The following is a 13,305-nucleotide window of genomic DNA, read 5'->3' on the forward strand; positions in this document are numbered from 1 at the left end:
GGGCGGCGGCAGATCGCTCTGGTCCTCGTCGCCTTACAAGTTCCGGAGTGCCGTGTACGCAGCCCAGGCGTCCAGCAGCGGCGGGGTCACCGAACGCCGTCGGCCGGGTCCGTGGGTGACCGCGTACCGCACCGCCGCCGGGGTGGCCTTCGGGAAGGCCGAGAGGAGGAGGGCGACCGTACCCGCGACGAAGGGCGCGGCGGCGCTCGTGCCGCTCAGGACGAGGGGGTGGCCGTCGGGGCCCAGGCCCGGGACGCGGTCGCCGGGGGCGCCGACTCCGTGGCGGCCGATGGACACGCCCCGGTTGGACTGAGGCATGGGGTGCCCGGCGCGGTCGTAGGCGATCACCGGGATGACCCACGGGTGGTCGGTGAGTACGGTGGAGCCCACCCGGCCCTGGTTCCCGGCCGCGACCACGACGATCACGCCCCGGTCGGCGGCGTGGCCGAGAGCCGCCTCCAGCGCGTGGTCGCGGACACCGGAGGGTGCGGGCTGAGCCATGCTGAGGTTCACGACATGGGCGCCCGCGTCGACGGTCTCCGTGATCGCCTCGGCCAGCTCTCCCGTCCGTACGCCGGAGAAGCAGGTCGCGGGACCGCCGTCGGTCGGATGATCCGTGAAGAGGGGCCGGGATATCAGCGTGCAGCGGGGGCAGACGCCAGTTCCTCCGGTGATGATCCCGGCGACAGCGGTCCCGTGCGCGCAGCACACGTCGGCGCCGCTGCAGGTTCCCGTACCGCCGGTCGGACGCAGTTCCCGGACCGGGTGGCCCGCGAAGGCGGGGTGGTCCAGGGCGACGCGGCCGTCGATCACGCCCACCACGACCGAGGACCGGCCGGAGGCGCGCGCCATGAGCGGCGTGAGGCCGACCAGGTCCAGGGGGTCCATGGGTACCCTCTCTCTCCCCTGCCCACCGGGGTGTGGCGACTCGACTACCCGAGCAGATACCGGGGTGGCTCGCAGTCGTTGAGGCACATCTCCGTACAGCGGTTCAGGCAGTCGCCTGCTTCGTAGGAGGGGGCGTCCCGGCACTCGTCGGCACACGTATGGGTGCACGACGTGTCGCAGTGCGTATCGAGCTGTGGATGCACCTGGTCACCGGGTGTGTCCCGTCGGGCGGGCGGGGTGGAGGCTGCGGGGGCGAATCCGGGGAGGTTCATGGCGTACCACTCCACCATGCGGGGTCCCGGCATCGGTCCGCCAGGCAAGAGGCGTAGCACTCGTCGAAAGTGTCGAGCCCTTCGCAGCGCCAGCGGCAGTGCGGGCCCTCGACACTCTCGCAGGTGATCTCCTGCGGGTGGAGGAGGTTGCCGGGGGTGTCGGGACGGGGGTACGGCGCGAATCCGGGCACGGTCATGTCGGTTCCACGGGTTGGGAGCAGCTCCTGTCGATGCAGTTGCGGTAGCAACTGGGGTTCGAGGAGCGCTCGCATGCCGTCACGCACGGCCAGTGGAGTTCTTCCTCGCAGGTGAAGTGCTGGGGTACGAGCCGGTCGTAGGGCGCGGCCGGCGGGCAGGTCGGGGTAAATCCTGGCAGGCTCATATCGGGTCACCGGGCCAGTGGTCACGTGCGTCGCCGATGGAGTCGGCGACGCACCTTGGGTAGTGGTTTCTCCCTTGGACGAGGTGTCTTTGGGCGCACGGTCAGCGGCATGTCTCCATGCAGGAGTCGTAACACTCGGACCACTCGGGCGAGTTGTAGTCGTGGCTGAAGCGGCACTCGGCACGGCACTCCCGTGCGCAGTACGATTCCAGCTGTGGGACGAGCCGGTCGCCCGGCATTTCCGGGGCAGGGTGGGCGCTCCGGGATGCGCTCTCGTGGCGCTCGAATCCGGGGATACGCATCCGGATCACCACTTGTCTCGGCAGGCCTTAGCCAGGCACCGCCGCACGCACACAGGGTAGTTGTAGGCGCCCTTGCACCGGTTGCGGCAGACCGGAGCCAGTTCCTCCTCGCAGGTGAAGAACTGGGGGCGGAGCAGGTCACCGGTGTTCATGCCGCGCGCCGACGACTCGCCGGCGAATCCGGGGATGCGCATGTCCGTTCGCCTCCTTCTCTCTCGTCGGTTATCGGGCGAAATATTCCTGGAACGGGGTCGCCAGGCGGGGGAAGATCCCGGCAACTTCGACGCGGACGAAGAACTTCACGACGACATTGGTCTGGCGGTGGGTGTACGAGAAAACGACCGTGATGACGGTCTGCGATCCGGTGCTGAGCCGTGAGGGTCCGGCTTCCACCGACGAGAGGATGTAGCCCTCGGCGCGCTTCTCATTGGTCTTCTGGTACATCTCCTGGCATCTCACCGCCAGGAAGTTGAAGGCCCGGCCGACCGGGTCGGCGCCCGCACTGTCACTGAGCTGAAGCAACTGGTCGAGCAGAGCTCCGGCGCCCTTCTCGAATTCCTTGCGGGAGGCGCCGTCGGGGCGGTCGATCGCACGGATCAGCTTCTTGCTGTCGAAGCCCCAGACGTGCGCGACGCTTACGACGGGGACGGAGAGCCCCTGGCAGGCGCTCGGGGGCGCGACCGGGCCGAGACGGCCGACGATCACGGCGAGGTCGCGCTTGTCGGTGACCGGGTGCAGGGCCTCCACGAGCTCGTCCAGCTCGGTGGGGTCCTCGGGCTTCAGGATGTAGGTGGCGATGTCCTGGACGGAGAGGACGAAGCACATCTGCCGGGCGATGTAGCGGTTCTCCGGGGCGGAGAGGACGCGGTACATCGCTTCGGCGTCGGTGACGTCGGTTCTGCCGTCGGCCCCCGCCACTTGGAAGAACTCATGCTGGACGGAGAGGTCGGGGAAGACCGCGTGAACTCGGCCCAGCACGTAGACGTACCCGTTGCCGGTGTCGCCGTTGCCTTCTCTGCCGCCGCCGGGGGAGGAGGCCTTGGCACAGCCGCAGGAGGCTTGGGTGACGGTCGGCTCGACGGCGCGAGCCGGGTGGAGATCCTCCGGGGCGAGCTCGGGAGTGGGGGGAGGGGGCCGTACATCGGCCTCCGGCGGGGGACTCGTGGCGGTGACGATGTCAGTGATCTCGGGGTCCATCAGTCACTCCTCACACACACTCTGTCGGGCCGTCAGGCCGGGGCGGAGAGCGCCGCTCGGCGCGCCCTGTCGCGCAGGTGCTTCGGCACGGTGCTCAGAGGTCCCGCTCGCCGCCGATCGCCATCCACTGGTTGAGCGCCTCGGCCCTGCGGGCACAGCCACCGCAGGGGCGGATCCCCGCGGCCGAGGTCACCCGGGCGACGGCGTCGCCCAGCCCGATCTCCGTACCTGCACGCGCGAAGCCGGGGATGCGGACCCGATGGCGGGGGCTGTCGTCGCGGCGGGTGCCACGCGAGTCGCGCGCCGCCTGCTCCCGGGCCACACTCCCACTGCTCGTTGCGCTGTCAACCATCCTGCTCACATCCCGGTGTTGCACCACTCGGCGGACGCCACTGGCGCGTACCCACCCCTTTTCATCTTGCTCCCGGGGTGCTCCCGCCGCACCCTGATCAGACTGGTCTGCTCTGGGCGTCGCCCCGTACGGCGGACGGGTTGCGACGGCGCAGCGCGGAGTCCGCCACCCTGGGGGAGACCCGCGAGGAGGCACTGCGCCGCGTCGACCACAAACGCATCGCCCACCCCACGGTCGGCATCAGCGAAGGCGATGTCCCCGGGTCGTAGGACGGCGTGTCTGCCGTCCTGGATGACGGTGCTCTCGCCCGAGATCTGGAGGCTGATGACGGCGGTCACTGCGGGCCCGCCCACCGCTGGGGCTTCAGGAGCAGCTCCCACTGCGGCCGGCCGGCGCCCGGCCCCGTTCGCAGGTGGGCCGAACCGGCTTCCTAACCCATGGCTGTCCGATGGCGACTGATGCTGTTGGCCTGCCACCCGACTCCTCGTGTTGTACCACTGACGGCCCGACTGCCACATCGGATGGGCGTGGGGTTCCCCAGCCTTCGGCCGGGCGGTACCTCCGGTTGACTGTGGAGGAGGACAAACCGTTGTCCCGGGCGAGCCGGCCCGGCGGGCGCCGGCAACGGCGACGAGGCCCGCCCCCGGAGGGGAGCGGACCTCGTCCTTCACCCGCGTGCCGTGCCGCGGCCCGTCAGGGCCTCAGGCGCAGGCGGGGTTTCAGGGGGTGACGATGATCGAGACGTCGTCGATCATGAAGGAGGTCTGTCGGCGGTAGTCCTCCGTGCCCGTGAACTTCAGGGTGACGCTCTGTCCGGCGAAGGAGGAGAGGTCGTAGGTCTTCTGCACGTAGCCGGAGTTCGCGTCCAGGTTGGAGAACGAGGCCAGGTAGGTCCCGTTCGCCTGGACATCCAGATGGTCGACCCGGGCCGTGGTCGTGTTCTCGGCGGTGTCGATGTTCTGCCAGTACGTCAGGGTCGCGTGACATCCGGCCGGGATGGTCACCGTCTGCGAGACGGTGTCGATGTGCAGGTTGCCGTAGCCGTTCAGCCATGCCTTCCACGAACCGGTGCGCGCCGGCCGGCCGGTGCTGTTGTCGATGACATCGGCGGTGCCGGCCCACACGGTGTTACCGGACTCGAAGCCGGAGTTGCCGAGCAACTGCGTGGGGTTGCAGGGGCCGGGCGTGTAGACGTTCCAGGTGAAGGAGCCTGTGCCGGTGGCGCCTGTGGAGTCCTTCACCGTGAGCTTGACCTTGCGGCTACCCGCGGCGGTGGGGGTGCCGGAGATCAGGCCGGTGGAAGCGTTGATCGACAGGCCCGCGGGCAGGCTGGTGGCCGAGTAGGTCAGCGGGCCCGGGTTGGTGCTGGTGGCCTGGATCTGCAGGCTCGCGGCGGCGTTGACCAGGCCGTACTGCGTGTCCGGGCTGGTGACCGTCACGCCCAGGACGACGCGGGGGCCGACGTTGATCGCGGCCCAGGCGTTGGTGGCGTTGAAGTAGGTGGGGCTGTACAGGCCGTACAGGTCGGCGGCGGCCTGCAGCGTCGCGGTGCGGGCGCCGGCGTAGGTGGTGGAAGAGGTCATGTACGTGCTCAGCGCCCGGTACCAGATCTTCGCGGCGGCGTCGCGGCCGATCGCGGTGACCGGCAGCCCGTCGGAGGTCGGGGAGTCGTAGCTCACCCCGTTGATCACCTTGGCGCCGCTGCCCTCGGAGGCCAGGTAGAACCAGTGGTTGGCCGGCCCGGAGGAGTAGTGGACGTCGATGCCGCCGATACCGGGGTACCAGGAGTCCTTGGAGCCGCCGTCCTTGGAGGGCTTGTCCATGTAGCGCAGCGGGGTGCCGTCGCCGTTGATGTTGATCTTCTCGCCGACCAGGTAGTCGCCGAGGTCGGAGGCGTTGTTCGCCCAGAACTCCACGGCGGCGGCGAAGATGTCGGAGGTGGCCTCGTTGAGGCCGCCGGACTCGCCGGAGTAGGTGAGGTTGGCGGTGTTGGCGGTGACGCCGTGGGTCATCTCGTGGGCACCGACGTCGATGGAGGTGAGCGGCCAGGCGTTGGCGTCACCGTCGCCGTAGGTCATGCAGAAGCAGGAGTCGTCCCAGAAGGCGTTGACGTAGGCGTCGCCGAAGTGGACGCGGGAATAGGCGGCCACGCCGTCGTTCTTGATGCCGTTGCGGGCGTGCACGTTCTTGTAGTAGTCCCAGGTCAGCTGGGCGCCGTAGTGCGCGTCCACACCGGCGGTCTGGGTGTTGGAAGGAGTGCCGTCGCCCCAGGTGTCGTCGGCGTCGGTGAACAGCGTGCCGGTACCGTCGGAGCCACCGCCCAGGTCATAGGTCTTGTTCCCGCCGCGGGTGGGGTCGCTCATCTGGTAGGTCGAGCCCGCCGACGAGGTGCCGATGGCGGCCTGGCCGCTGTACATGCTGTTGCCGACGCCGGTCCTGATGCCCTGGTACTCGAAGAGCTTGGCGCCGGTGGTCGCGTCGGTGATGACGTGCAGCTCGGAGGGGGTCTTGTCGTGCTGGATGCCGCCGACGACGGTCTCCCAGGCCAGGGTCGGCCTGCCGGCGGCGGCCCAAACGACCTTGCGGACCGAGTTGGCCTTCGGCGAGGTGGCGCCCTCGGCGTTGGCACGGCCCAGCGCGAAGGACTTCGCCGAGTCGGCGGTCTTGGCGGCGTTGGTGGAGGCAACCTTGACGGTGGCCTTGGTGGCCTTGGTCACGCTCTTCACGGCGCCCTTGGCGTCCGCGTGCACGACCAGGTCGCCGCCGAGGACCGGCAGGCCGGCGAAGGTGCGCTCGTAACGGGTGTGCAGCGTGCCGTCGGCGTCCTTCAGGACGGACTTCGGCCGCAGCTCCTCCTTCGCGCCCAGGCCCAGGGCCTTGGCCGTGGCAGCGCGGGTGGCGGTGGCGTCGGCGATCAGGGCGGCCCGCTCGGCCGGGCTGAGCTTGACCTGCAGCGCACCGGCCCGGGGGGTGGTGCTGACGGAGGCACCCTGAGCCGGGGCCGGAGAGCCGGTGCCGGCGGTGGCAGCGCCGGCGGGAAGCGCCACGGCAACCATCGCGGCACTGACTATCAGCACTCCCGCGGTGACAGCCTTGCGGGGGGAACGTCTCACTCTTAGCTCCTTGACTGGCGGCCGATGGTTTCGGCCGATTGACGAACCGGGCCGATGGGGATCGAGCCGCCCGGGCGGAACCGACGAAGTGGTGCGCGATCAACTGCCACTGGGAGCACGTGCGTTGTGCGCACTTCCCTGCGTCAGATTGCTCGGAAGACTGCCATGGTTACGTGAACATGTCATTCAAATCGCGAAAATTGGACGCACCCATCCACTCAGGGGACCCGTGCGTCCGATAACCGGAACGGCGAGCGTGGAACGCTGACCTCATGAGGCTCCGTTCACGACCTCCGAAGAGGCGCCACCGTGTACAGGGTCGGCGTGGCAGGACCGTGGTCCGTGGCCACGTACGGCCGCAGGACGTACCCGGTGCCGTCCGGAGTGATCGGCTCGAACTGTCCGACGCCCCTGGCGAGTCCCACATCGGCGACTTCCCCGACGACGTTGCCATCGCCCTGCATGGCGGTCTCACGCAGGTCCCGGAGCTGGGGAACAGGGCATGGCAGGAATCCGGGCTCGGCGCACCGGTCGACCTCGCCGAACTGCAGAGCGTCAGCACCTGCCTGGAACAGCACAACGCCGAACTCAAGCTGCACTTGGAGGAGCTTCAGGAGGAACACGACGCCGCGAGAGCTGCCAACCGCGACCCGACCAGAGCCCTCACCCAACGTGGATGGTCCAACCGCGAGAGTGCTCCAGCCCTCCACCGGACAGCAGGCAGTCAACCGGTCCCACGCCAGGATCCGTGCCCTCGTCGAACAGGCCGTCGCCATGCTGAAAGCCTGGCGGATCCTCCGCAAGCTCCGGTGCTCGACCACACGCATCACCGGACTCGTTCAGGCCGTCCTCTGCCTATATCTGGCCAGCTCGGCTTGAAGTTGGAGAGGGCTCACGGTGCTTGCGTGCGCGATTCCATCGCCGCGTCCAACTCCACGTTCCCGGTGCAGTCCATGAACCAGTGCGCGCGAAAGTCCACCGGCATCGGGATCGGGTGCTGGGGGTCGGTGAGCTGACGGAACAGGTACTCCGTAGCCGTGCAGTCGAACCGATCCCCTGCCTCCGGTTCCGCTCCGGTGACATAGACGGGCCACTGGTCGGGGTCAGGGCCCTCGGTGATCCAGTGAAACGACTGCTCGTGCTCGTTGCCCATCCAAGGCACCAGCCCACCCAAGGCCGGGAACGGCGGATGAGGCTCCCAGGCTGCCTGGCCCAGTCTCGCCGTCGACTCGGAGTTCTTGATCAGGTCATCCGGCATGAACACGCAGTGGAAACCGTCGAACATGCCATGGCCGAACGTCTCGACGAGCGCCTTGTAGTCTCTCGGCAAGGGCGTTCCCAGGCGGGACTCGACTGCCACCCAGTCAACCTGTCCCGCAGTTCTCGGCATCCATCCGGTCACAGCGACGAGTTTTTCCAGCCAGGAGTCCTCCATGGGCAACTGCTCCGCAACGGGCGTGCCGCGCAGGGCGATCACCAGGGTAGGTCCAGCGCCCTCGCTTTGAACGGTCTGGCCGAAGGCGACCCATCGGTTGCTGAACGGCCAGGCGTATTTCCAGTCAACCTGCCCCGACAAGGGCAGGGGCGGCAGCCGGTTGGCGCCGACGGAAGGCTCGCCGTACCGGTCAGAAAGCGTCGCGACGAGGTTCCCCAGGTCGGCACGAGCGGAGACGGGAAGGCAGACATGACCTGGCACACGCCAGTGTTCACGGCAGGCTAGGTCACGGAGATCCGGCCAAAGGATCTCGGCCACGGCAGTCAGGAGTTGTTCGTCGTCCATGCCCGCGAGTCAAGCACTCGCCGCCGACAGCAAAGCTCAGTGAGGCAGCCTCGTACCCTCTGGCCGACCATCCCGCCACCTGACCTGCTCCAACTGAGGTTGGAAAAGGCTCAGTGCTTCCTCGCGACCCTCAGCTGTGCAGCCCTTCCCATCCCTGACTGAAAGGAAGAAATGGCTCGCCCCCTTGCGGTGAAACTTGCTGAGCTCTTGGCGGAGATCCGCATGATTCCGTCGGCATCCTACCGTTTGCGTGCCCGCAATCAGGCTCCTCGAATGCTCAAGCTCCCGAACGGCGAACTCCATTGTCGTCGTGCGGACCTTGACGCTTGGTGGCAGGCGTGCGAAAGGGAGACGCCCGAGTGGCGATGAGTTACAAGGTCCGTTTCTGGGACATCCGGGAGCGGCCGAGGCGTCGGAAGCCGTTCGAGGTCCGATGGACGGTCAACGGCCGCGAGCGGTCGGAGTCCTTTATTACCAAGGGGCTGGCCGAGAGCCGGCGCGCGAAGCTCATGACGTCCGCTCGCGACGGTGAGGCGTTCGACGAGCGCACTGGTCTGCCAGCTTCCGAGATCCGTGCTGTTAGGCAGCAGACCACCTGGTACGACCTGGCTCATGCCTACATCGATGAGCGGTGGGACCGAACGCCGGGCAACACCCGTCGTACTCTCGCTGATGCCCTCGCCACCATCACTGCCTAGGTTCTGTCGTCAAATGTCACGCCCACATCAGGAGTGAGGCGAGGGCGACGGCGGCTTTGTAGGATTCGGCGGTCTTGTCGTATCGGGTGGCGATGCCGCGCCACTGCTTCAGACGGTTGAAGCAGCGTTCCACGACGTTGCGGTGCCAGTACGCCTCGCGGTCGAAGGCCGGCGGGCGGCCGCCTCGGCTGCCTCGCCGGGCCCGGTTGCGGACCTGGTCGGCCCGCTCGGGAATGGTGTGGGCGATGCCCCGACGGCGGAGCCAGGTGCGGATCGCTTTCGAGCTGTAGCCCTTGTCTCCCAGGACGTGCGCCGGTCGGATCCGGGGCCGTCCCGGTCCGATGCGGGGCACCCGGATCGCCTCCATCACGGCGGTGAACCGGGGGCAGTCGTTGGTGTTCCCGCCCGTGAGGACGAAGGCTAGCGGACGGCCCCGCCCGTCGCAGGCCAGGTGGATCTTGCTGGTCAGGCCGCCGCGGGACCGGCCGAGGGCCGGGTCACGGAGCCCCCTTTTCGGGCCCCGGCCGCATGCTGGTGAGCGCGGACGATCGTGGAGTCGACCGACACCAGCCACTCGATGTCGCCCGCCGCGTCCGCCTTCGCCTGCGCGGCCCGCAGCATCCGGTCGAACGTCCCGTCCGCCGCCCACCTGCGAAAACGCGTGTGGAGCGTGGCCCACGGCCCGTAACGCTCAGGCACGTCCCGCCAGGCCGTCCCGGTCCGGAACTTCCACACGATCCCGTTCAGGACCCGGCGGTCGTCCAGCCGCTTCCGCCCCCGCAACGACTCGGGCAGCAGCGGCCGGACGAACTCCCACTCGGCATCAGACAGTTCATGACGACGTATCACGACCCCATGATCCACCAGCAAAGATCATTTGAAGACACTGCCTAGTAGTGCTTGGTCATGTTGGTGCGGGGTCTGGCATGTCGCGGTGACAGGTGGGGCAGGCGCCGGTCCAGATCGCGAGGCCTGGCAGTTGGTGACCTTGCCCGCCGTGCCGGTGTACTGCCGGGTCACGCACGCGGACGCGTCCCCGTCCTTGAGGAACCCGGTGTCATCAATGATCAACGCGGTGGGCTTGATGACCGGCTGCATACGCCAGGCCAGACGGGCCCGCACATGCACCGCATCCCACGGGCTGGAAGTGACGAAGTGGGCCAGGGCCTGCCGGTTTCCGTCCTCGCCCAGGCGGGCGGCCATCGGCTCCACCGACTTGCGCCCGCCGTCCATCAGCAGGCCCCGCAGATAGACCTCGCCCCACCGTCGCTGGTCCGCTCGCGCGAACGGCTCGAACATCTCTGCCGCGAAGTCCTCCAGATCACACCGGACCGCAGCCAACTCCCCACCCAGCACATCCGGTCAACGACACGACCGATCAAGAAGACACGCCATCACAGAACACACATGACCAAGCACTACTAGGGGCTGTCGAGACGTTGTACGAGCTTCCAGCTCCGAGGATCCCGCGCGAGCGGCATGAGACCCCAAACGGCACGACGACTCCGCGATCGAATGGCCTTCCGCAGACTCGAGAACCAGCCGGGGACGATATCGAAAGATCCTGAGCCGTTGAGCGACGCCGAACCCACCTCTCGAGCACCGCCCGCTGGGCATCGGTCACAGACGACTCTGACTCAGGTCACTTGAGGGGTTCAAGTTGACGCTTCACCCCATCGGCGTAGCGTGAACCTAGGCCCTGTCCAGTGGCAGACGGCCTCGGAGCTCGCGGGAAGTTCCACCGTTCGCCGCCGCGCCGCTGCCACAGGCACCACGCCTTCCGAACCAGGGCAAGAGGAGCGATGGCCATGGGCAACCTCTCTGTGGACCAGCTGCGCCAACGGGTGCGCGGCGCGGTCGTCACTCCCGAGGACGAGGCCTACGACGAGGCTCGCAAGGTCTACAACGCCATGATCGACAGACGGCCGGCCGCCGTCGTGCGCTGCGCCAACGCGGGCGACGTCATGGCGGCCGTCGACTTCGCCCGGGAGAACGAGCTCGACCTGGCGGTACGCGGCGGCGGGCACAGCGTTCCCGGCTTCGGCACCTGCGACGACGGTGTAGTCGCCGACCTGTCCGCGATGCGCGGCGTCCGTGTCGACCCCGTACGCCGGACGGCGCGTGCCGAGGGCGGCGCGACCTGGGGCGACTTCAACGCGGCCACCCACGCCTTCGGCCTGGCGACGACCGGCGGGATCATCTCCACCACCGGCGTCGGCGGCCTCACCCTGGGCGGCGGCATCGGTTACCTCGACCGCGGACTGGGCCTGAGCTGCGACAACCTGGTCTCGGCCGACGTGGTGACGGCGGATGGTCGGCTCGTCGTGGCCAGCGAACAGGAACACGAGGACCTCTTCTGGGCGCTGCGCGGTGGTGGTGGCAATTTCGGCGCTGTGACCTCCCTCGAATTCCGGCTCAGCCCCGTCAAGGACATCTACGGCGGGCCGATCCTCTTCGAGCTGGACAGCGCCGGCACAGTCCTGCGTTCCTTCCGGGACTTCATCGCCGACGCGCCGGAGCAGCTCGGCGGGTTCCCGGCCTTCCAGATCGCCCCGCCGCTGCCGTTCATCCCTGAAGACCGGCACGGCGAGCCCTTCGTCCTGATCGTGTCGTGCTGGGCGGGTCCGCCGGAGGAGGGCGAGCGGGCGCTCCAGCCCTTCCACGACTTCGCCCCGGTGGTCGCGGAGCACGTCGGCGTCATGCCGTACCCGGCGCTCAACAGCGCCTTCGACGCGCTCGTGCCGCCCGGTCTCCAGCACTACTGGAAGGCCAACTTCGTGACGGAGCTGAGCGACGCCGCGATCGAAGCGCACCTGGTGCACGGCCCGCGCCTGCCCGCCGTGAACTCGACGGTCCACATCTACCCGATCAACGGCGCCTGCCACCGGGTCGCCCCGGATGCGACGGCCTTCGCCTACCGGGACGCCTCCTTCGCCACCGTCATCGCGGGCATGTGGCCGGACCCCGCCGACAACGAGGCGAACACCGCCTGGGTCCGCGACTACTACGAGGCCACCGCCCCGCACTCGGAGGAGGGCGGCTACGTCAACTTCATGGCCGACGACGACCAGGGCCGCATCCGCGCCAACTACAAGGGCAACTACGACCGCCTGGTCGAGGTCAAGCGCACGTACGACCCGGGGAACCTCTTCCACCTGAACCAGAACATCAGGCCCTAGCCTCGCCGTTTCGGTTGGGCGTGGCGGTTGTCGAGGCGGAAACGCGAAAGTGCCTTCCTGACAAGGTGGCCCTTACGGGATCGTCTGGAGGTTCCCGGGCCGGGGCGGCTTGACCAGCAGGATTCATCTGGCTTGCGACGCCTTCGGTTGCCCGCTCACGCTGCTACGCCGTCGGAACGAATCCACAGGCCGACGGGATTCCGGGCCCGGCCCGAAGGAGGAGACTCAGCATTGTGACAGGCCATGCAGCAGGACACGTAATCCCGTATGAGGTACAGGGCAACGGTCCGGAGCGAGTCCTCGCACTCCACCACTGGCTCAGCGACAGGTCGAGGCCATCTGCGCCCGTACCTCGACGGGAGCGCGTTCAGCTACGCGTTCTTGGACTGCCGTGGGTACGGCGAGGCAATGGACACCCCCGGCACGTACACGATGGAGGAGGTCACGGCGGACGTCCTCGCCGTGGCCGATGACCTCGGCTGGAACACCTTCTCGGTCATCGGTCACTCCATGGGCGGCAAGGCGGCCCAGCTGATGTTGCTGGACGCCCCCTCGCGGGTCCGCTCGATCGTCGGCATCTCACCGGCACCCGCGTCCGGGTTCCCGCTCGAAGGGGAGATGTGGGAGCTGTTCGTCGGGGCCGTGGAGGATTCCGGCAACCGCAGGACGATCTTTGACGTCACCACCGGCGGCTGGCACAACGATGCATGACTGGATGCCAGGGTGAGCGGCTCGGAACGCCCCCGGCGGGCGTCTGCTGCGCCGTTCGGCCGCCGCACCGGACCTGCCCGCCGCCTTCGCGGCTCAGTTCTCCCTCACCCACGCCTGCTGGCTGATCACCTACCCGCTCTCGGGGTGGCTCGCCTCCCAGGCCGGACTCGCTGTCTCGGCAACCGTGCTCACCACGCTCGCGCTCGCCGCCGCCGTGACCGCCGTACGCCTGTGGCCGCGTGAGGACCCGGCCGAGCTGGAGCACGTACACGCCGAACTCGCTCCGGATCACCCGCACCTCGCCGATGCCGGAGGACGCAGCCACCGCCACGACTTCCACATCGACGCCCTGCACCGACAGTGGCCGGCGCAGGCGCCCGTACGGGAGAAGTCCGCGGCTTAAGGGCCACCCAAGGTGCACCGGAGCCTGG

General features: G+C 68.4%; 13 protein-coding genes and 2 pseudogenes. 6 read left to right on the plus strand and 9 right to left on the minus strand.

Going from position 1 to position 13,305, the window contains the following annotated elements; all coding sequences use genetic code 11:
* Nucleotides 1-33: 33 nt before the first annotated feature.
* From OG361_RS38850 to OG361_RS38865, 4 genes are all read right to left on the minus strand, one after another.
* Nucleotides 34-888: a S8 family peptidase gene (locus OG361_RS38850; protein WP_405861302.1), complete on the minus strand. Its 855-nt coding sequence runs from the start codon at nt 886-888 to the stop codon at nt 34-36.
* 961 nt (nt 889-1,849) lie between these two features.
* Nucleotides 1,850-2,038 carry a hypothetical protein gene (locus tag OG361_RS38855; RefSeq protein ID WP_405861304.1) on the minus strand — a complete coding sequence of 63 codons (189 nt, stop codon included), beginning with the start codon at nt 2,036-2,038 and terminating at the stop codon, nt 1,850-1,852.
* Nucleotides 2,039-2,066: 28 nt separating this feature from the next.
* The gene (locus OG361_RS38860; protein ID WP_405861305.1) at nt 2,067-3,041 is read right to left on the minus strand and encodes a hypothetical protein; all 975 of its coding nucleotides are present in this window, start codon (nt 3,039-3,041) and stop codon (nt 2,067-2,069) included.
* Between the two features lie 94 nt (nt 3,042-3,135).
* Nucleotides 3,136-3,393, minus strand: coding sequence for a hypothetical protein (locus OG361_RS38865; RefSeq protein WP_405861307.1), 258 nt, complete (start codon nt 3,391-3,393; stop codon nt 3,136-3,138).
* A gap of 140 nt (nt 3,394-3,533) precedes the next feature.
* Here OG361_RS38865 and OG361_RS38870 point away from each other — a divergent pair, with 140 nt between their 5' ends.
* Nucleotides 3,534-3,662 carry a hypothetical protein gene (locus tag OG361_RS38870; RefSeq protein ID WP_405861309.1) on the plus strand — a complete coding sequence of 43 codons (129 nt, stop codon included), beginning with the start codon at nt 3,534-3,536 and terminating at the stop codon, nt 3,660-3,662.
* Between the two features lie 450 nt (nt 3,663-4,112).
* Here the strand turns inward: OG361_RS38870 and OG361_RS38875 are convergent, their stop codons facing one another.
* On the minus strand, nt 4,113-6,506 hold the full coding sequence (locus OG361_RS38875) for a M4 family metallopeptidase (protein WP_405861311.1): 2,394 nt from the start codon (nt 6,504-6,506) through the stop codon (nt 4,113-4,115).
* 284 nt (nt 6,507-6,790) lie between these two features.
* Nucleotides 6,791-7,105, minus strand: coding sequence for a hypothetical protein (locus tag OG361_RS38880; protein ID WP_405861313.1), 315 nt, complete (start codon nt 7,103-7,105; stop codon nt 6,791-6,793).
* A gap of 106 nt (nt 7,106-7,211) precedes the next feature.
* On the opposite strand from OG361_RS38880, the pseudogene OG361_RS38885 reads away from it, so the two are divergent.
* Nucleotides 7,212-7,385, plus strand: a pseudogene (locus OG361_RS38885) (transposase family protein); the annotation flags it as partial.
* 13 nt (nt 7,386-7,398) lie between these two features.
* Here OG361_RS38885 and OG361_RS38890 read toward each other — a convergent pair.
* Complete coding sequence (locus tag OG361_RS38890; protein ID WP_405861315.1) at nt 7,399-8,286, minus strand: hypothetical protein; 888 nt, start codon at nt 8,284-8,286, stop codon at nt 7,399-7,401.
* A 359-nt stretch (nt 8,287-8,645) separates the two neighbouring features.
* Here OG361_RS38890 and OG361_RS38895 point away from each other — a divergent pair, with 359 nt between their 5' ends.
* On the plus strand, nt 8,646-8,984 hold the full coding sequence (locus tag OG361_RS38895) for a hypothetical protein (RefSeq protein ID WP_405861317.1): 339 nt from the start codon (nt 8,646-8,648) through the stop codon (nt 8,982-8,984).
* A 16-nt stretch (nt 8,985-9,000) separates the two neighbouring features.
* Here OG361_RS38895 and OG361_RS38900 read toward each other — a convergent pair.
* Nucleotides 9,001-9,830 (minus strand): IS5 family transposase gene (locus OG361_RS38900; protein WP_405862671.1). Its coding sequence is split into 2 segments (ribosomal slippage): nt 9,001-9,486 and nt 9,489-9,830, totalling 828 coding nucleotides; the frame shifts between segments, so codons are not numbered across the junction.
* Between the two features lie 114 nt (nt 9,831-9,944).
* Nucleotides 9,945-10,283: pseudogene (locus tag OG361_RS38905) on the minus strand (transposase); the annotation flags it as partial.
* A gap of 509 nt (nt 10,284-10,792) precedes the next feature.
* Here OG361_RS38905 and OG361_RS38910 point away from each other — a divergent pair.
* The 3 genes from OG361_RS38910 to OG361_RS38920 all read left to right on the plus strand — a co-directional run bounded on the left by OG361_RS38910 (nt 10,793) and on the right by OG361_RS38920 (nt 13,277).
* Nucleotides 10,793-12,163, plus strand: a complete 1,371-nt coding sequence (locus OG361_RS38910; RefSeq protein WP_405861319.1) for an FAD-binding oxidoreductase — start codon at nt 10,793-10,795, stop codon at nt 12,161-12,163.
* Between the two features lie 267 nt (nt 12,164-12,430).
* On the plus strand, nt 12,431-12,874 hold the full coding sequence (locus OG361_RS38915; protein WP_405861321.1) for an alpha/beta fold hydrolase: 444 nt from the start codon (nt 12,431-12,433) through the stop codon (nt 12,872-12,874).
* Between the two features lie 184 nt (nt 12,875-13,058).
* Nucleotides 13,059-13,277: a hypothetical protein gene (locus tag OG361_RS38920; protein WP_405861323.1), complete on the plus strand. Its 219-nt coding sequence runs from the start codon at nt 13,059-13,061 to the stop codon at nt 13,275-13,277.
* The last annotated feature ends 28 nt before the right edge of the window (nt 13,278-13,305 follow it).

It is taken from the genome of Streptomyces sp. NBC_00090, from assembly GCF_045160815.1.
In the GTDB taxonomy this organism is placed as follows: domain Bacteria; phylum Actinomycetota; class Actinomycetes; order Streptomycetales; family Streptomycetaceae; genus Streptomyces.

Coding starts and splice junctions, on each gene's coding strand:
- OG361_RS38855 (WP_405861304.1), bottom strand. CDS start 2,038: ATGCGCATCCCCGGATTCGCCGGCGAGTCGTCGGCGCGCGGCATGAAC.
- OG361_RS38915 (WP_405861321.1), top strand. CDS start 12,431: ATGAGGTACAGGGCAACGGTCCGGAGCGAGTCCTCGCACTCCACCACT.
- OG361_RS38850 (WP_405861302.1), bottom strand. CDS start 888: ATGGACCCCCTGGACCTGGTCGGCCTCACGCCGCTCATGGCGCGCGCC.
- OG361_RS38865 (WP_405861307.1), bottom strand. CDS start 3,393: ATGGTTGACAGCGCAACGAGCAGTGGGAGTGTGGCCCGGGAGCAGGCG.
- OG361_RS38910 (WP_405861319.1), top strand. CDS start 10,793: ATGGGCAACCTCTCTGTGGACCAGCTGCGCCAACGGGTGCGCGGCGCG.
- OG361_RS38860 (WP_405861305.1), bottom strand. CDS start 3,041: ATGGACCCCGAGATCACTGACATCGTCACCGCCACGAGTCCCCCGCCG.
- OG361_RS38890 (WP_405861315.1), bottom strand. CDS start 8,286: ATGGACGACGAACAACTCCTGACTGCCGTGGCCGAGATCCTTTGGCCG.